We start from the raw sequence: 18,706 nt of genomic DNA, 5'->3' as shown, positions 1-18,706 counted from the left end.
CTTTCCTCTTATATGCCAGTTTTAATGTGAAAAGATTTTGGTCTGGTTATTGACTCATAACCAATCACGGAGAGGGTACAGCCGTGGCCTGAATTCTTGACGCCTGTCCAGGCAAGTTCTGGATCAAGGTAGTCACAGCGGTTGATAAAAAAGGTACCGGTGTCCAGCTCCTGCCCAAGCTCAATACCCTTTTCATAATCCTTGGTGAAAAGAGCTGCGGTAAGTCCGAATTCGCTGTCGTTCATGAGTTGGATCGCTTCCTCATCCGAGCTGACTTTCTGGATTCCGACAACAGGCCCGAAGCTCTCCTCGGTCATGACTCTCATTTCATGGGTTACTTCTGTTAATATTTGCGGGGCCAGGTATGGGGTGCCTTCTTGAGACAGCGGGAAATCGCTGGCCTCGATATGGGCAACGGCACCCTGCGTAATCGCCTCCCCGATCTGGTCGCGGACAAAATCTGCCGCACTGGTCTTGACCAGAGGCCCCAGGGTTGTTTCCTCATCATCAGAGCGTCCGAGTTGTAACGAACGAACCCATGCAACTGCCTGTTGCAGAAAATCGTCATAAACTGCTTCGTGGACATAAACGCGTTCGATGCCGCAACAGGATTGACCGGAATTAAAGAATGCCCCATCCATGGTGGTGTCGACTGCATGGGCAATATCTGCATCTTTTCTGACATAAGCAGGGTCTTTACCGCCCAACTCTAAGCCGATGCCTATAAACCGGCCTGAAGCAGCTTTCTCGACCATTGCTCCCCCGGGTACCGACCCTGTAAAGGCAACGTAATGGGTACGGTCGTCTTGAATTATCTTTTCTGTATCCTGGTGGGTCAGGTGCAGGTATTGGAACACCCCGTCAGGCAGACCTCCCGCTTTGAAAGCTTCGTCGAGTCGTTCAGCACATAACGGGGTTTGGGCTGAGTGTTTCAACAGGACTGAATTCCCGGCAAGGATAGCTGGCAGTATAGCATTAATGGCGGTGAGATAAGGGTAATTCCAGGGTGCGATAACAAAAACGACACCGATGGGCTCTCGCTGAATCCAGCGTTTAAAACCAGCTTTTTCTTCAAGTTCGACAGGAGCGAGACCCGCATCAGCCAGACGGATCATGGTACGTGCCCGTTCTTCAAGACCTGCTACTTCGCCCGCTGCAAAACGAATCGGCCTGCCCATCTGCCAACATATTTCTTTTGCTATTACATCCTTTTTTGCGACAAAGGCATCGATTGCCTTGGTGCACAGCGCTTTTCGTTCAGCAAGAGGAACTTTTTTCCATTTTTTCTGCGCAGCTGTTGCCTTCTGGAGCCGGATGTCTATGTCTTCCCCGGTGGCATAGGAGCGTTCAACATAGGGTGAGCCATCGATCGGGCTGATCGTTCTGAATGTTGTGTTCATGCTTTCTCTCAGTATTGAATAAAAGTATCGTATAAACGCCAGATTCGGTATGAAAACTAAATAATCTCAAAATAGCGTTCAAGTTCCCAGTCGGTGATGTGTTTTCTGAACTCGCGCTCTTCCCATTCTCGTGAGGACCCGTAATGGTCAACGAAAATGTCGCCGAAAAGGGAGCGGGCGGCCTCAGACCTCTTGAATGCCTGTGATGCATCCCACAATGTTTTTGGCAAGGCAAGATGGGAAGGGTGCTCCTGTTCATAAGCATTCCCTTTTACCTGAGGGCCTGGTTCCAGCCTATGTTCTATACCATAAAGACCGGAGCCAAGGGCGGCTGCAAGTGCCAGGTAAGGGTTGGCATCAGCTGAACCTAAGCGGTATTCAACTCTTTGGGACTTATCGCTGCCCTGTATAACCCTCAGGGCGGTGGTTCTGTTTTCCACACCCCAGGTAGCATCAGTCGGTGCCCAGAAGCCGGGGATTAACCGGCTGTAACTGTTGACAGTGGGGGCGATCATACAGAGCAGTTCCGGCATGAGTTTTTGCTGGCCGGCAATAAAGTGGCGTTGAATATCGCTTATCGAGTGTTTTTTTGTCGGGTCATAAAAGGCTGAATCAGAACTTTGATTGTGTCGGAGCGACAGGTGGATATGACCACTTTGCCCCGGATAGTCATTCGACCACTTAGCCATGAAGGTTGCCATCAGGTCGTGACGTTGGGCCAATACCTTGATAAAAGTTTTAAATAAGGCACCTTTGTCTGCAGCACTGAGGGCGTCGTCTACGGCTATGGCCGTTTCAATTACGCCCGGACCCGTTTCCGTATGAAGGCCTTCCAGCGGGAAATCCATCTGTTGCGACAGTTCTATCATTGCGTGGTAGAGTTCAGCATGGGTCGAATTACGGATCATGGAATAGCCAAACCAACCGGGTGTCAGAGGTTGCAGGTCCTTGAAGTTTTTGTCCCGGATACTGTCTGGTGTTTCATTAAATAGAAAGAACTCATATTCAAGTGCTGCCATGGGATCAAATCCCATTTCAGCAGCTTTGGTCACAACTCGGCGCAATGCTGCCCGGGGACATACCGATTCGGCCTGATCGGCAAATTCCGCCAGGAAAAGGAGCATGCCGTCCTCAAAAGGGATATCGCGACAGCTATGGGGCAGTATCCGTACCGGAGCATCGGGAAAACCGGTGTGCCATCCTGTGTAGGTGACATTGTCATACAGCTGGTCTTTGCTGTCCCACCCCAAAACCACATCGCAAAAAGCAAAGCCTTTGTCGAGTGAAGAGAAAAACTTCTCACGGCTCATATATTTGCCGCGCATAACACCATCGTTGTCGAAAAGTCCGACTTTTATGTGGGTGAGACCGCGTTCGTCTACAATCTGTCTGGCATCCTGTATTGACTTTACGTCTCGTGCATTTATCGGTTCCATCGTGTTGTTTCACCTTGTTAGCAGTGCTTCTACGTTTTTGTGTGTGATCCAAGCCTGTAACGTCGCATTGCGACGACTTTAATCTTCTCTTCGCCTAAAGGCGAGGGGTTTCAACTGTCCAGGATGGGGAACACTAAGAATGTCGAACAGCTCTCATGTAAATCTCACAGTATTGTTGAGTTGTCTATTTACCAAAATATACTGCCGGTAGCCAGAGGGCGACCTGGGGAAACATCATGACAAGACCTAAACCGGCTATCATGATAATGACAAAGGGTACAATTGAGCTGTAAATATCCACCTGGGTGATCTCTTTTGGAGCCATGGCTTTCATCAGGAAAAGATTATAGCCAAATGGAGGAGTCATATAGGCAATCGGGCATGTGACGGTATAGAGGACACCGTACCAGACCGGATTGAAACCAAGCGAGATGATCAGGGGGATGTAAAGCGGGGCCACGATAACGAGCATTGCTGTATCGTCGAGGAACATTCCCATCAGGATGTAGGAGACCTGCATCATGATGAGGACACCCCATGGGCTGAGACCCCATTTCTCCAGAAAGAGGGACTCTATGGCATGAACGGCACCCAGGCCATCGAAGACTGCACCGAAGCAGAGTGCGGCCAGGATGATCCACATAAACATACAGCTCACCGCAAGTGTCTTGTGCAGGGTGTCATCCATGACCTTGCGGGTTACCATCCTCTTGTCGTACCCTCGCTTCAGCATTTCCGGCAGGGCAATACTGGAGCCGATGGCCATTCCCGCAACACTCAATCCATTCATGGCGGAAATTGCGACCATCAGGACAATGGTACCAATAGCCAGACCACCATTCAGCGATCCCATCCAGACGTGAAACATCTTATACAGGTCGCTGGCGATACCCGATTCGGACAGCATGTAACCCATAAAGATAAAGAGTGGGAGAGTCAGCAGCGGATACCAGTTTAACAGAACAATACTGGCATTAAAGGGCATCTCATAGCCACCTTTTCCCCAGAGTAACAAGGCGGCCAGGGTGGCGATAAAACCGACAGCACCAAATACCCGTTGGCCTGTCAGCAACATGAGCATCAGGGTGGAAAACATCAGTAACGCAATTAGTTCGTAACTCATTGTAATGTCACCCTTTTGCCTTCGCCAGGTCTTTAAAAAATGTTGCGATAGATTGGAGCAGCATCATAAAGATGCCAATAACCATGATTATTTTGATAGGAGCGACAGGTGGTCCCCAGGCAGAATAATTTCTCTGGCCATATTCCAGTGAATACATCGTGCTGGAAAGACCACCGACCAGAAGGACTACAAGATAAAAAATCAGGCAGAGAACAGTAATGGCGTCTGTGACAGCACGTTTTTTGGGCGACCAGGCACCATAGAGTACATCCATCCGAACATGCGCCCCCAGGATCATTGAAAAACCTCCGCCGAGGAGGTAGTAGGCGGCCATGGTGAACTGGGCCATCTCGATTGCCCATATATGTGGCACATTGAAGACAGTGCGTGATATTGATGAAAACAGGAGAATACCCATCATGGCAAAAATCAGATACATGGCGAATTTCCCTATTATACGATTAAGGGCTTCGACATAACGCACGTAGGCTGCTATTGCGTTAGGTAATTGAATTCCTCTTTTTTGAAAAAGGGTTGGTATAATTGGAAAACGGGAGACCACGCCTCAATTTCTGAAAGTGAGAAGGTCTCCCGGTTCATGGAAGAGAGTTGTATCTGATTATACGTTACGATACGGACGCCCGGCTTTTTCCATGGTAGCAGCGTATTTTTTTAAGATATCAACCACTTTTTTGTTCCTGGGGCTTTTGGCGGCAATTTCATCCCAATATTTAAGGGCTTCCTGTTCTACAGTTTTCCACTCTGCGTCCGGGATAGAAGTCAGTTCAAGTTTTCCTCCGGTGGTACGGTAGTGTGCCTCACCCCACCAATACCAATGCTGGCGATAGTAATGAGAACTGTCGATGGAGAGACGGAAAAGGGTTTTCAGGTGTTCCGGTAAGGCATCCCATTTATCAGAGTTGGCAAAATACGAACCGGCCCAGGCTCCCGAGATGTTATTGGTGAGATAGTAGTTGGTGACATCCGCCCAGCCAACCGTATAGTCTTCGGTAATGCCGGACCAGGCGATACCGTCGAGTTCACCTGTCTGCATTGCAACCTCAATGTCCTCCCGGGGTAGGGTTACCGGTACGACCCCGAATCGTTTGAGAAAACGACCACCCGTGGGGAATGTAAAAATTCTCTTTCCTTACAGGTCGGCAATTTTACGAATGGGGTCTACTGTTGCAAAGTTGCAGGGGTCCCAGGCACCGGCACTGAGCCAGGTAACACCTTTTACCTCACCATACGCTTCTTCCCATATTTCTTTGAGACCATAATGATTGAAAAGTACTGGGACATCGAGAGAATATCTGGAGGCAAAAGGGAAATATGCGCCAAATACTGAAACATCAACTGGTGCTGCAATTGAGTCATCATCGCTTTAAACGGCATCAATGGTGCCGCGCTGCATCGCCCTGAAAAGTTCACCTGTCGGAACAAGCTGGTCGGCGTGGTAAAGCTCGATGATCATCTCCCCATTTGCCGCTTTATTAAAGGCGTCTATCTGGGGTTTGATGACGTGTTCGGCAAGAGATGCACCGGCATAGGTCTGAAGTCGCCATTTAATAGGTGTCTTGTTTGCTGCGTGTACAAACGGTGCATTTATGGTTGTTGCCGCAACTGCAGCAGCAGCTCCAAGACCTGCCTTTTTGATAAATTCACGCCGTTCCATTTACTTCCTCCTTCTCGTGTAAAGATAGCATCGTTACGAACAGGCTTTGTATTGTTACTTGGCCTATTCATTATGGGTTCAGTCACTTTTGCTACAACCCGGAATGACTGTTCTTGCTCAAGTCAGTTCAGTGGGTGCCGGAGATGAGAGTCATGTTTCCGGTATCGATGAATCTCATCCTACACTGTGTCTATTAAGCAAGGCATGTGTCAGAGATGCTCTATTAGTTAACTTATTGTAATTATTTGTAATGTAAATAAGGTGGAGTGGAGGTTGTTCACATATCCGTAATGGAGAGGTTGGAGGCCTTCGATTGTGTAACATTCATACAGCCAACCCGATTTTCTCAACAGTTCAGGCGGTGCCTTATTCAAGGTGTCTGGCAGTAGGTTATAGCAGGCTCTATCTCCTGCTAAAACTCTGCCGAAGACGGTACCGCATGGGCTTCCTCCCCCCAAGACCATTGGAAGTCTTCGCTTATTGCTGTCAGGGCACCTTAGGTGAACTTTTATATGATTTGGTAACAGACAAGGGGGCGGAGCATAAGACCTTTCCGAAAGTCCTCTGATACCTGAGCACCTGTCCGACAAAGGCAGAGCGTACAGTCTTGGAAAAAGACAGGGGGGATTGGGGTGTGGATGTCTCTCATTCGTATTCTGAACCTGGGGGGGACTAGGTGCTGGCACCAACCCAGGTTCACAATAACCAGGAAATACGGGATTAGATTTTATTGGTGAGGAAACTGATCGCTTCCTGATCGATCAGGCCATATTCAACTGAAATAAGTACCTTTTTTTCTTTATCTGCGAACCACCATCGCCGGCAAGGCTTCCCATCGATAAAGAGTGATAACCTGTTGGTGATTGCGATGAGCCCCTGCTTCTTTGCCAGTCTGAAAATGGTCTTCCCCTGTTTTTTAAATTCTTTGTCAGAGGTTATACATATCGGTTTTATGTTTTCCGCCATTTATGCCTCCCTGTGGTATTGGGCCTGAAAAAGTTGTATCTGGTATTCAGGATACCCATTAGTCTGGTTGCTCCCCATATGCTGCTTACGACCAGCCCCTCTCATTTCTTTATTGACGCAATTTTGAACGAGACAAAGACAAGCTTCATCTCTACCTACCTTTGCGACTCATGGGCGTTTCTCCCTTTGGCTACTTTGTTTCCGCACAGATGCGGCAGAATTACCTGAAGAGATTGCAGAAACATTAGGGATAAAAACAAAGCCGGGTTACCTCGTACAAGGCAACCCGGCTGTCATCTTTGACCCGTGGTTTTCCGTCCCTGTCTTTCGACAGGTTTGGCTTTATCATTTACGTGTTATCCTGACATAATGGTATCACAAATGGTCCAAAATGATAATGGTCACCCCGGAATCGTGAGTTCAGATGTTGGCAAATATCATAATTTTTTTGAAATCGTAAAACAGAATTTTGTTCCCTTCATAACGTCAGGTTCTCCCCACACCTTCCCATCATGGAGTTCGACGAGTTCCTTTGTTATCGCCAAACCCAGCCCTACACCTTTCACCTTACCGTCTGTACAGTCTCTTTTAAACTGGATAAAAAGCTTCTGATAATCATCAGCTACTATTGCGTTGCCGTCATTCACTACACAAAGAGAATGAAAATCTTCTGATTCCTTGTAGAGTACATCTATTCGGCTCAAGTCGTCACCGCCATATTTCAAGGCATTATCAACAAGATTTCTCATTATCCGCAGAATGGCCATTGCGTCTGCTCGAACTGTCGGAATATAGGCTGGTTCTCCCCACATTATCCCCCTCTCCCGAAGTTGGTTGTCAAATTCTGCCCTGACGGCCCGACTGATTTCGAGCAAATCTAACTCTTCTATTGCCAGGGGATGTTCCTTTGCTGAAATATATTCATTGAGCTGTCCGACAAGCAAATCCAGTTGCGCTGCAGAATCCGTGATTTTCTCACAGCAATGGGTGCCACTTTCATCCAGCACATCAGCATATTTTTTTTTCAATAGGTTTGTCAGACCATGTATTGCGATAACAGGATTTTTCAAATCATGGATAACGGAGTAAGCAAACATTTTTATTTTTTCACTCTCTTCCTGAAGGGCTGCTGCCGCCTGTTTTTGTTCGATTATACGTTGTTTGTTGTGGTAATAGATGAGGACGATAACGTTGAATCCTGAAAAAAAGAAAAACAAATGGGTAATATATAATTTCTGAATAGAATTTTTTTCAATTTCGCGATAGGCAGAGAGAGGGATAGAAACACTCACTCCACCGCGAACATCTCCCACCTTATACCCTTGATGGGCGTGGCACTTTAAACAGCCGACCTTCGTATGCATCGGTTTCATGAGGCGCAGGAATTGTTTTTCACCGATCACGCTCACCTCCATGACCTCTTCTGTGCCGGTTTCAAACATCTGCAGAGCGTCTATCTCCCAGGCGTCCGGTTTGTTGATGGGATTGAGGGTTTTCAGGCTGGTTATGTGACTGTTGGTCGAATATAATGATGCATAATGACCCATCACCTGGCGCAACATGTACGCTGGGTTCATCAGGGTAAGTTGTTTACCGCTGGGGGTGAGCAGGTCGCGCTCCGGTATATGGCTGAGATATTCGTTTGGCTGCGTTCTCTCGTTGATCGGTACGTAGACACCTTCATGATCAGTTGCCCAGAAGCGAAAAGCCTGATCTTTATTAAAAACTGTCAGGGCTTCTTTATGGGCCAGCTCCAGGGTTTTTTTCTTTTCAGTGTCAATATTCCAATAAGCTGATAAAAAGCATAACGCCGTCCATATTACGGTAATCAGCACCGAACTACGTTGCAATGCCACATGTTCGTGATTTTTCTTTAGGAAGAGTCCCATAAGTTATTGTTTCGCTGGTTTTTTTATCTCCAACTGAAGAAGTGATGTATATTCTCCTGCGAGGTCGGGCTCATCCAGATAGTGCAGCATCACCCCTCGCACCCTGTCTCGAATCTCGATGGCACCCTGCCAGCCTTTTGATTCCGGATGACACGGAGAGGCAAACCTCACATGAACAGCGCCATGTCTTGGAAACCATGAGCCGCCACGAAGAATATTGCGGGTGCCCTGCAGAATAACAGGAACGATCGGCAGCTGTTCCTCGCTGGCAAGTAAAAAAGCTCCCATCTGGAATGGCAGGAGCCCGGGCATTCTCTGCAGTGTTCCCTCAACGAAAAAAAAAGGGCGCATACCCTGGTGAACGCTGTTGTTGATTTTTTTCGTATCTTCAACGCTTTGCTCGGTGTCAAACCTGTCAACAAGGAGGACTCTCAGTTTTTTGAAACCGGCACGTAAAAAGGGGTTTCGTGCAAGTTCAGCTTTGGCAACAAAACTGCATTGCTCTGGCAGCAGACCTGTAAGGATGATCGAGTCCAGATAACTCATATGATTGGATACCAGTAGATAGCGGCTCCCTGCAGGAAAGGTTTCCAAGCCATCACACGTAACCCTTATCCCGGCAAGTGTGCAGAGAAGTCTCGATGAAATGCCAGCCAGTTTCCATGCAGTTCTGCCGCCGGGAAGGACCATCAGGCCGCACCATGTAAAGACGGCGAATATGGCGAGCAGGAACCAGCAGTACCCGCCATACAGAAGTACTCTTAACCGTTGGGTAAAACGGCGAAGCAATGGAGCGATACTTTCGAGGCTGACCCTGGCCAGCTGTAGCCATACCGCTGCTTTTTCCTGACCCAGATGACCACTCTCATAGAGCTTCCGACAGGCAGATCGACGTATTTTTCCACTGGAGGTTTTCAGCACCGTACCCGGAGGTGCTATTACCACGTCATCCGGTGCCATACCCAGTAAATCAATGGTTTCAGAATCAATCATTTTCCTGATCCTGGTTAGATCCTGCTCTTTTTGTTTCCGTGATTCTGCCAGTACTACTAGTTTTTCTATGCTGTCTCCTTGCTCCCTGCTCCCGAAGACAGCCGTGCAACCCCTCCTTATGCCATCAATATTATTGATTAGTTCTTCAAGTTCATGGGCATAAATATTCCTGCCTCCACGGATAATGATATCCTTAACCCTGCTGGTGATATACACATTACCCGATGCGATATATGCCAGGTCACCCGAATCCAGCCACTCGCCGGAAAAGAGCTTTCGGGTTTCGTTACTGTTCCTGTAATACCCACTTGTAGAGGAGGGTCCTTTAAACTGAAGTGTTCCTTCATGCCGCTCAGGTAATTCTCTCCCTTGTGAATCGATTATTCGTATCTGGTGACCCGGCAGCGGTCGTCCGCAGCTCACAAACTCCAGGGTGGCATCATTTTTGGTGGCTGGAGGTTCTGCCTTGCCTGATTCGACAAACTTTTCACGGTGTACACTATCGATTGTAATACCGGTGCCGGGTCTTGGGAAAGCAAGTCCCACTGAGGATTCTGCAAGCCCGTAGACGGGAGCAAGGGTTTGGGCCTGTAAACCATACGGCTCAAACCGCTTTATAAACCGCCGCAGTGTTCTCGGGATTACCGGTTCAGCCCCATTAAAGGCCATTCTCCAGGTACTCAGGTCAAGCCCTTCAATGTCATTTTCATTGATTCGGGTGCAGCAGAATTCATAACCAAAATTTGGAGAAGCGGAGAGTGTTCCGCCGAACCTGTCGATGGCCTTCAGCCACCGCTCTGGCCTGGCAAGAAAGGATAACGGCGGCATGACCACCAGGCGGCAACCGTGATACAGGCTGCCGAGCCAGGCGCCGATAAGCCCCATGTCGTGATAGAGGGGCAGCCAACTGACAAACACATCCTTTGTAGTAACATTGCACACTTTTCCCATGGCTCTTATGTTTGCCAGTAGGTTGGCATGTGTGAGAATAACTCCTTTCGGATCACCGGTGCTGCCAGAGGTATACTGCAGGAATGCTGTGTCGTTTGCCCCGTGCAGTATTGGGATCTGTTCAGGTTGGCTCCTGTATAATTCTCCCACTGTTACAATCTTTTTCAGTCCTGGAACCTGACTCATGAGCAGCCTGGCAACAGGTTTTACTTCCTCGACAGTGATCAGCAGGGAGGCTCCTGCATTGGAAAGAATTTTGCGATGTCTGCGTACATGTTCCTGTATCTGGGTCGGCCGGGCAGGAGGGTAGAGGGGAACGGGAACACCTCCACCATAAAGAATGCCAAAAAAGGCATGAAAATAGTTGATCCCGGTCGGCAGCATGATTGCCACCGGTTCGCCCTGTTCGAGGTGGAATTGTCTTAATCTTGCGGCCACTTTTAAGGCCTGCCGGTGGAGATCTCCATAACTTATGCTGATGTTGCTGTCGGTGTGCAGCAGCAGGATATGCTCGGTGTCAGGTTGTACGAGTACGTGTTGCTGAAGGACATCCAGAAGGGTTTCCGCCTGTGACATCGTAATCTCTTTACGCTCGCCCTCTTCGGCTGTAGGGGAAGCATGCTCTTCGATGCCATCGTATCGGGAGGATTGGACCTGAAGAAGGGCACGCAGTATATCGCGTGGCGTCTCCACGGTAGCAAATGCTTTTTCTGGCAGATGGGCATCAAATGCCTTCTCCACCCGCGCCAGCAATTCAATTCTCGCAAGACTGTCGAGTCCCAGATCCCGGTCAATATCACTATCCAGTGTGATTTCTCCGGACAATATAAAGTTTGGATGAAGTTCGGCTATGAGTTTGCTGAGAATATCAAGTAGCTTTTCCTGTGAGCTGTCCGGTGGCATAGGCAGGTCCACTGAGCATGGGCTTTCACTGTTCCAGTGAAAAGAAGCAATCGACTATTGATACACTAATTATAGCAGAGCCTCTGACGTCGACCCAATTCTTTCTTCAGCCTCGCTTTTCAACACGCTTTTGCGGCTGTCCATTTTACCTTGAGCCCTGCGAGAGTTTGAACTCCGTTTTTTTCTGTAATCGTGACCCTCTTCTGTGATAAAATGTAGGTGAATAGGTACGAATTGATTGTGGAGGTGTCTGATGCAAAAACGTATCGCAGTACACCTGCTCAGGAGGATACAACTCCTTCCTTTGTCAATACGTGTATCCTGCCTGTTCATGGTAATACTGCTTACTGCACTTCTTACTTCCGAAACAATACAGGCCTCCGGTCAGGCGGTACTCCTGCGGGTCAATGGACCGATAGGTCCGGCCGTCAGTGATTATTTGCAAAGAGGGCTCAGCAGCTCCGAAGAGCTTCAGGCAGATGTCATCATATTGCAGATAGATACTCCGGGCGGCCTGGACCATTCCATGCGACAAATCATCCAGGCAATACTGGCCTCTTCTGTACCCGTTATCACATATGTTGCCCCCGATGGGGCACGGGCAGCCAGTGCCGGGACATATATCCTTTATGCAAGCCATCTTGCCGCCATGTCACCGGCTACTAATCTTGGAGCGGCTTCTCCTGTACGTATTGGTGGGCTGTCCGGAGAATCAGGAGCAGAACCCGAAGAGCGGGAGAACGGTGAGTCGGCGCATGGGAAACTGGATACCCTTGAGCGAAAAATTATCAATGATGCTGCAGCATATATCAAATCCTTGGCAGAACGCCATGGGAGGAATGCTGAATGGGCTGTAAAGGCTGTACGGGAAGCAGTCAGCCTCAGCGCCGAAGAGGCTCTTGAGCTTGGAGTGATAGACATCGTCGCCACAGATATCGCGGATTTATTACTGCAGGCAGATGGGCGTGAGGTGCAGATGGAGTCCGGGCCATACCGGATCTCGACTAATGGGTTGAGCCTGATGCACATTGAGCAGAGTTGGCGGACACAACTCCTGGCAGTCATCAGTGATCCCAATATTGCCTATATCCTGATGCTGCTGGGGATCTACGGTTTTATCTATGAAATGGCCAACCCGGGCTTCTTTTTACCTGGAGTCTTGGGTGGGATATCGCTGCTGCTCGCTTTTTACGCTTTTCATGTGTTGCCGGTCAATTACAGCGGAATTGCCCTTATTTTTATGGGAATCGCCCTCCTGGTCGCGGAGGTGTATGTGCCGAGTTTCGGCTCTCTTGGCATAGGTGGTATCGTTGCCTTCTCGGTCGGCTCACTTATCCTCATAGAAGATGAGGAACTGAGGGTTGCCTGGCAGACTATTGTGGGCACCATCGTTGTTTCGTCTGCTTTTCTCATCTGGCTGGTAACTCGTCTCATCAGCATCAGGAAGAGGAAAATCGAAACAGGTATGGACGCAATGATTGGAATGACAGGAGAGGCAGAGGGAGATTTTGATCAGGAGGGTCGTATCCTGGTCCTGGGAGAATCATGGCTGGCACGATGCTCCGGTTCCATAAAAAAAGGTGAGAAAGTCAGGATCACCGGGCAGGACGGTCTTTTCCTCACTATTGAAAAACAGCAGGAGGTGGTCTGAGATGGTATCCCCATATTACGCACTTCAATACCTTGCACCGATAGCGCTGCTGATTGGCCTGATCGGCCTCTCATTCAGAATAGTTGCAGAATATGAAAGAATTGTGGTCCTTTTCCTTGGCCGGTTTCAGGCGGTCAAAAATCCGGGATTGCGGATCGTGGTACCAGGAATTCAGCGCGCTTTTCGTGTTGATTTGCGGGTGGTGACCCTGGATATTCCTCCTCAGGACGTAATTTCCAGGGATAATGTAACGGTTCGCGTGAACGCCGTGCTGTATTTTCGGGTTGTCGACCCTAAAAAAGCGATAATCCAGGTCGAGCAGTACCTGACAGCCACAAATCAGCTGGCACAGACAACCCTGCGATCCGTCTTGGGTCAGCATGAGCTGGATGAGATGCTCTCTGAGCGTGAGAAACTCAATGCCGACATCCAGGAAATTATTGATAAACGTTCAGATGCCTGGGGTATCAAGGTGATCAATGTTGAAATCAAGCATATCGATCTCAACGAATCGATGGTGCGGGCCATCGCCAGGCAGGCCGAAGCGGAACGTGAACGAAGAGCCAAGGTCATCCACGCAGAAGGTGAATTCCAGGCATCCGAGAAGCTTCTGTCAGCAGCCGAGGTTATTTCTAAAAACCATCAGGCCCTGCAGCTGCGTTATCTTCAGACGCTTAATGATATTGCGACAAAGCAGAACAGCAATACCATTGTGTTCCCATTTCCTGTGGAATTGATACCAGGAGTCATGGAGCAACAGAAAACAAGAAAAGAGGAATAGGGTGCGAAATCACTGGTTGTAAGTGGGACGGTAAAACAAGCAGGCAAGTTAGGGCTATATGAGGAGGGTTGACAATGGAAAAGAGTCAATACGGTCGGCGTGATAGGTTGGTACAGGAAAAAAGCCATGATACATACAGGGCGGGTAAGAAATGGCCGGAGCCAACCATGTGTACGGATTGCAGGGCTGTCTACACAGATGGTCGCTGGACCTGGTACGATCCACCGAGTAGTGCAAATATGGTGCTTTGCCCGGCATGCCAACGAATTTCCCAGGGATATCCGGCAGGTTATCTGGAATTTAAAGGTGCCTTTTTTCAAAAAAAACGTGAGGAGGTCCTCAACCTCATCCGTAACGAGGAAAAACAGGAAAAAAATGATCACCCGCTGGAAAGAGTAATGAACATTACTGATAAAGGCAGTCATACAGAGATAACAACGACTGGTGTTCATATTGCCCGGCGTATCGGGGAAGCGGTATCTCGCGCATATAAAGGGGAGTATTCCCTCTCCTACGGTGATGGGGAAAAGACCATCCGGGTATTGTGGGAGCGTTGACAACTGGTCTGATAAGGTCAGTCAAGGTTTTACTTTTTTTAGAACGTTGGAGGAAAAGTTCAGTCAAGGTTTTACTTTTTTTAGAACGTTGGAGGAAAAGTTCATTGTTAGAGGAGGGTGCCAATGCCTGTATACGAGTTCATATGCAACAAATGTGATCATTCTTTTTCACACACTTTGAAAATTTCCGAGTATGAGAAAGAAAAATTTTCCTGCCCGAAGTGTAAGAGCAAAAAGGTTAAGAGACGAATTTCATCGTTTCAGGCCATTACCTCGAAAAAAAGTTAGTCCGGAGAAATTAGGCGTAATTCATTATTATCTTCCGTATCAATTGAACGATACCGAAAGTAGTACCAGAAAGGTGGAGTAGGGAATTGTGGACGTCGGGGAGTTTGGGTGACATTTTTAAGATAGCCCAGGCTGGTAGCATGTTGATGAAATATTTCATATGTTTAATCATTTGACAATGGAGGCCTCTCATGCAATTCAAAAAAATTCTTCTTCCTTTTGATGGTTCCGAGCATTCTGTTAATGCTACGAAGTGTGCGCTGGATATTGCCAAACGCTATAATGCGCACGTCACAATTATCTATTGCTATGAGGAATGGGATACAAATGTATCCGAGATACCTGAAGCACTGATCAAGGATATTAAAGCGAGCAGGAAACAGGAGGCAGGGGTCATACTGAAGAGAGCCGAGGGTATTTTCGAAAATCAGGACGTCGACTATAAACTTGAGACTATCAATGGGTCACCGGGGTCTGTATTGACCAACCTGTCGAAATCCCATAACTTTGATCTGATTATTATGGGCTCGCACGGTCATTCGGATATTGCCGGCCTGTTTCTGGGCAGTGTGACACATAAGGTACTTAATACGATTTATTGTCCGGTTCTGGTTGTTCCGTAGCCGGCTGTCAATTGACAGTATGGTCGTGTTGATTGCCTGCTGACCAGCCGGCAGACTTGCATATTGTGTTCTTTCTGCCGGCTGTCCGGGTTGCTAATGGACGAGGTCGAAGACAATTACTTGACCGGAAAGAACTGCTGGTACTGGTCATTGGCAACAGTGATTTCCTGTGCGGGCAGTTCAAGCCTTGCAAGTGGATCGATCGCTGTCTGGGAGAGTAATGGATCGCTATCCTCCGGTATTCCTTTCACATGGCCAGGCAGGAGCGGGTGCTGAAGGTAGCGATTAGTGCGGACATTGGTATTTACCGGGCTGCTTGCTTCTTCTGCCCGCCAGACAATAGTGCTCTGGGCTGTGCCTGTCCTGGAGAGTATGAAAAGGTTGGTGATCCTGCTGTTTTCGTTACCAGGATCGTCGAATCCGAGGGAATAGTTGTAATTCCTCATGAGAAGGGTGAGACCATCGCCAATCGGGACCCGGTTGAAATCTGCGTCGATCTCTTCTTCAAGCGGGGTGAATGACTTTATTTCGATACCTGCGAGTTTACGAACCTGGTCCAGGATGCTGCTCAGCGGTGCCTTATTGCTTTGCAGGGTCATTGTGCCTTCTTTGATTGTAAGGGACATCCCGCTTGCCATTGAATGTGTTGTGATAACAAAAAGGGTGAGCAGGCCAAAGAACAGAGCGTGGATTCTGGTGGATAACTGGAGGGGCATGGGGATCTCCTTTTAAACCGGAACGGAATACCGGTCAAGGTGCGGTGCAGCCACAGCCTTGACCGGCAGGGGGATTATGGGAAACTATTTCTTTCCTTTTCCTTTCTTGATAATCGTTACATGGTCTTCGGCCACAATCTCATTCCCGTCATAGGTAAATGCACTGAAGCTCAAGGTGACCAATGCGTCGTGGCTGACGTTGCTGATCATATCGACCATGGTCTTGGAATCGAACTTGAGTACCAGGTCGTCATAACCGTCTTCGTGATCGGTTTCGCAGTTGTCCGCAACATCGGGTGCCGCGACATCGTTAATGTCATATCTCAGGGGGGCAACACCCTGCAGTGTGATGGTGGCCGGGTCGATCGTGTTGATATCCAGGCCGGAGGAGCCGAGCAGGACAACCGGCAATACACCTTTTGAAACTACGTTGAACGGGTTCTTGCAGGAACCGGGTTTGATGTCGAGCAGGCCGCCCGACTGGGTCTGGACTGGTTCGGGTATTTCGTAGCTGACCGTACGGTTGTCCGTCGATTCATTGGCTGAGATATCCGTTGCTGTGGTGATAATGGTGTTTTCCCCTTCAACCAGCTGGATTTCTACAGTGAAGCTTACCTCGTTTACGTCCTCGGGGTTGTTGGTGGAACTGAACTCAACTTCCATACCGTTGACGGTGATGGCGGCTACACCCGATTCGTCGGTGGCAGTTCCGGTTACCAGGATGGTTTCTTCGGTGAAAATAGCACCGGCAGCAGGGTTTGTTACATCAACGACAGGGCCGCCGATATCAATTATCTTCTCAACACCTGAAACGATCTCTACCTCTACTTTCCCGAAAGTGGTGAGGGAGCCGTCGACATCGGCCCAGGCTTCCACCTCATAGGTGCCGGGGAATCCGATCATGGTCACCCGGTCTGCCGTCGCATAGCCTCGAGAGTGGACGTAGGCAAAGGATTTTGTGGTGTTATCTTCATTATAACTGTAGCTGCGTGCGATGATGTAGGGGGAAGTAAACTCACCGCCGTCCGCCCGGCTGAACTTGATGATGGCTGCGCCGGTCTCATACCCGATGTCGTTATCCGGAATGACCTGGTCGCTGCTGATAAAAAAAGTCTCATTAATTTTGGAGTAGTCGTACATGTACATGTACGAGTTCTGGTAGTCGACCCCTTGCTCCGGATTGAAGAAGGCGAAAGCCGTTACGTACTGACGGTATTCACCGTAGGGCAGGGCCAGCCTGTATGATCCGTCCAAATTATCGGCAAGTGCCCTGGAGGTTGTCTGGTAAGAAGGGAAGAGAGCGTTCTGGCCGTAGGCATAGATGTGAGCGTAGGAGGTGTCCTCGATGCTATGAGTTCCTGTCAGTGAGAGTTTGCCTGTGAAAAAACCGGGGTATTCATCAAAGATGACGTCAGTGGTCTGGCCGGCAAAAGTCTCGATATTTGTAAAGTTCTTGGTGATCAGGTTCTGCCTGTCGTTCCAGTAGGTGGTGGTGTATAGGCGCCAGGTATCGGGCGCGAGATTGTCAAACAGCACCGATCCCTGGTGCTGCCGGATCTGGTAAGGGGAACCGGCTCCTTGGTTGTAGAGATAGGAGTAGTGATAATCGACATCCATGTGGTAGTCGATCTGTTGGTTAATAGCACTCAGGTCGCCAGGTACACAAGTGAAATTCCAATTGATCACTCCATCCTGGCCCGGCAGAATGTCGATGTATTTTTCCGTAAGGTTGACTGTTTTACCCGTTGAGAGCTGAACCTGGCCGTAGACCTTGATGTTACTGTTTGGTTGGACCGGGAAACGGAAATAATTCGCGGCGCCCAGCTTGGTGGTTGCTTTACTGAAACCTCCCTGGTCATTGCGGACTGCCCAGAGTTCACTGCGGGTAATGGAGCAGCCGTCGGTGAGAAACTGGCCCGTCACGTAACCGGAATCAATAATGTAATCGAGCTGAGACGTTCCTCCTTCTGCGACACGAACCGCTTTATCCTGGAAAAACATCCTGGTCTGGTAGTTGTCCATCCAGGTTATGCCGGAGATCTTGTAATCAAGACTTGAGCCCTGAGGGACGTTGACTGTGATCTTGTAGGGGCCTTCCGCGGTGGGATAGAGTTTTGCTAAGTATTCCCCGCTGGTAGCTGAAAGATCGATCCTGCTGATATTCTGGCCGCCGATATCGACAGTGCCGGCAATATAGCCGGGGGTGAGTTGGACGCTGCCGTCCACAGTTTCGTCAGGGAGGATCTCGACGAGGTTTTCGGCGTTAATCGGGATCGGTTGGGTTATGAAGCCGAGACTCACGATGGAGGCGGTGAGCAGCGCCTTTCGAAATGTGAATATATCCAGTGTATGCATCTGAATTCTCCATATGGTACATCACTAACCACGAGGGGTGGCACAGGATGTACAATATATTTTAAACATGGGCCTCACGTCTGGCGTGAGGGTGGAAAATGGTTGCTTTGGGGGATAACCCGGTCGGGTTTCAGATGTAGTGCATGGTGGTACCTCCTGTCAGGATACATTGAATAACAACCTGTTATTCAATGTATCCGGGTTCTTGACCTGAAGCTGGTGTGGTTGATCAAGTACCGGAGATACTTTTTCAGCCAGGCAACCCCGCTACCCTATTCCCGTTTTCCGGGAACGTAGGCCGGTGGCTTTGCGTGACCTCCCTTTCGGAAGGCTTGCCTTTATCAAGCCGTATAATGTGGACTGTACGGTTAACTGTGTCTGGATTCCCCTGCCAATAAA

14 protein-coding genes, 1 pseudogene and 2 riboswitches are annotated in these 18,706 nt (G+C 48.9%); of the genes and pseudogenes, 5 read left to right on the top strand and 10 right to left on the bottom strand.

The window, feature by feature from the left end:
- Positions 1-8 precede the first annotated feature (8 nt).
- The 8 genes and pseudogenes from GA520_RS18140 to GA520_RS18100 all read right to left on the bottom strand — a co-directional run bounded on the left by GA520_RS18140 (position 9) and on the right by GA520_RS18100 (position 11,336).
- A complete protein-coding gene (locus GA520_RS18140; protein WP_163337828.1) occupies positions 9-1,400 on the bottom strand; it encodes an aldehyde dehydrogenase family protein in 1,392 nt (463 codons plus the stop codon).
- Positions 1,401-1,456: 56 nt separating this feature from the next.
- Positions 1,457-2,836, bottom strand: a complete 1,380-nt coding sequence (locus GA520_RS18135; RefSeq protein ID WP_205749260.1) for a glutamine synthetase family protein — start codon at positions 2,834-2,836, stop codon at positions 1,457-1,459.
- 184 nt (positions 2,837-3,020) lie between these two features.
- A complete protein-coding gene (locus GA520_RS18130) occupies positions 3,021-3,959 on the bottom strand; it encodes a TRAP transporter large permease subunit (RefSeq protein ID WP_163337827.1) in 939 nt (312 codons plus the stop codon).
- A gap of 7 nt (positions 3,960-3,966) precedes the next feature.
- Complete coding sequence (locus GA520_RS18125) at positions 3,967-4,443, bottom strand: TRAP transporter small permease subunit (RefSeq protein WP_205749259.1); 477 nt, start codon at positions 4,441-4,443, stop codon at positions 3,967-3,969.
- 135 nt (positions 4,444-4,578) lie between these two features.
- Positions 4,579-5,634, bottom strand: a pseudogene (locus GA520_RS27245) (TRAP transporter substrate-binding protein).
- A 720-nt stretch (positions 5,635-6,354) separates the two neighbouring features.
- Positions 6,355-6,600 carry a hypothetical protein gene (locus tag GA520_RS18110; protein ID WP_163337826.1) on the bottom strand — a complete coding sequence of 82 codons (246 nt, stop codon included), beginning with the start codon at positions 6,598-6,600 and terminating at the stop codon, positions 6,355-6,357.
- Between the two features lie 277 nt (positions 6,601-6,877).
- A riboswitch (cyclic di-GMP riboswitch) is annotated at positions 6,878-6,951 on the bottom strand.
- A gap of 86 nt (positions 6,952-7,037) precedes the next feature.
- Complete coding sequence (locus tag GA520_RS18105; protein WP_163337825.1) at positions 7,038-8,489, bottom strand: DUF3365 domain-containing protein; 1,452 nt, start codon at positions 8,487-8,489, stop codon at positions 7,038-7,040.
- A 3-nt stretch (positions 8,490-8,492) separates the two neighbouring features.
- Positions 8,493-11,336: an AMP-binding protein gene (locus tag GA520_RS18100; protein ID WP_163337824.1), complete on the bottom strand. Its 2,844-nt coding sequence runs from the start codon at positions 11,334-11,336 to the stop codon at positions 8,493-8,495.
- A 331-nt stretch (positions 11,337-11,667) separates the two neighbouring features.
- Here GA520_RS18100 and GA520_RS18095 point away from each other — a divergent pair, with 331 nt between their 5' ends.
- From GA520_RS18095 to GA520_RS18080, 5 genes are all read left to right on the top strand, one after another.
- Positions 11,668-12,987 carry a nodulation protein NfeD gene (locus GA520_RS18095; RefSeq protein ID WP_163337901.1) on the top strand — a complete coding sequence of 440 codons (1,320 nt, stop codon included), beginning with the start codon at positions 11,668-11,670 and terminating at the stop codon, positions 12,985-12,987.
- 1 nt (position 12,988) lies between these two features.
- Positions 12,989-13,768 carry a slipin family protein gene (locus GA520_RS18090; protein ID WP_163337823.1) on the top strand — a complete coding sequence of 260 codons (780 nt, stop codon included), beginning with the start codon at positions 12,989-12,991 and terminating at the stop codon, positions 13,766-13,768.
- A gap of 74 nt (positions 13,769-13,842) precedes the next feature.
- Positions 13,843-14,325, top strand: coding sequence for a BCAM0308 family protein (locus GA520_RS18085; RefSeq protein ID WP_163337822.1), 483 nt, complete (start codon positions 13,843-13,845; stop codon positions 14,323-14,325).
- Between the two features lie 123 nt (positions 14,326-14,448).
- On the top strand, positions 14,449-14,613 hold the full coding sequence (locus GA520_RS27240; RefSeq protein WP_163337821.1) for a zinc ribbon domain-containing protein: 165 nt from the start codon (positions 14,449-14,451) through the stop codon (positions 14,611-14,613).
- Positions 14,614-14,804: 191 nt separating this feature from the next.
- On the top strand, positions 14,805-15,236 hold the full coding sequence (locus GA520_RS18080) for a universal stress protein (protein WP_163337820.1): 432 nt from the start codon (positions 14,805-14,807) through the stop codon (positions 15,234-15,236).
- 116 nt (positions 15,237-15,352) lie between these two features.
- On the opposite strand, the gene GA520_RS18075 is transcribed toward GA520_RS18080, so the two are convergent.
- Complete coding sequence (locus GA520_RS18075; RefSeq protein ID WP_163337819.1) at positions 15,353-15,952, bottom strand: hypothetical protein; 600 nt, start codon at positions 15,950-15,952, stop codon at positions 15,353-15,355.
- An 84-nt stretch (positions 15,953-16,036) separates the two neighbouring features.
- Positions 16,037-18,307, bottom strand: coding sequence for a hypothetical protein (locus tag GA520_RS18070; protein ID WP_163337818.1), 2,271 nt, complete (start codon positions 18,305-18,307; stop codon positions 16,037-16,039).
- Between the two features lie 254 nt (positions 18,308-18,561).
- A riboswitch (cyclic di-GMP riboswitch) is annotated at positions 18,562-18,654 on the bottom strand.
- Between the last annotated feature and the right edge of the window lie 52 nt (positions 18,655-18,706).

It is taken from the genome of Desulfopila sp. IMCC35008, assembly GCF_010646885.2.
In the GTDB taxonomy this organism is placed as follows: domain Bacteria; phylum Desulfobacterota; class Desulfobulbia; order Desulfobulbales; family Desulfocapsaceae; genus Desulfopila.
The sequence above is the reverse complement of the archived record's forward strand: the minus strand, read 5'-3'. Positions and strand labels throughout refer to the sequence as shown.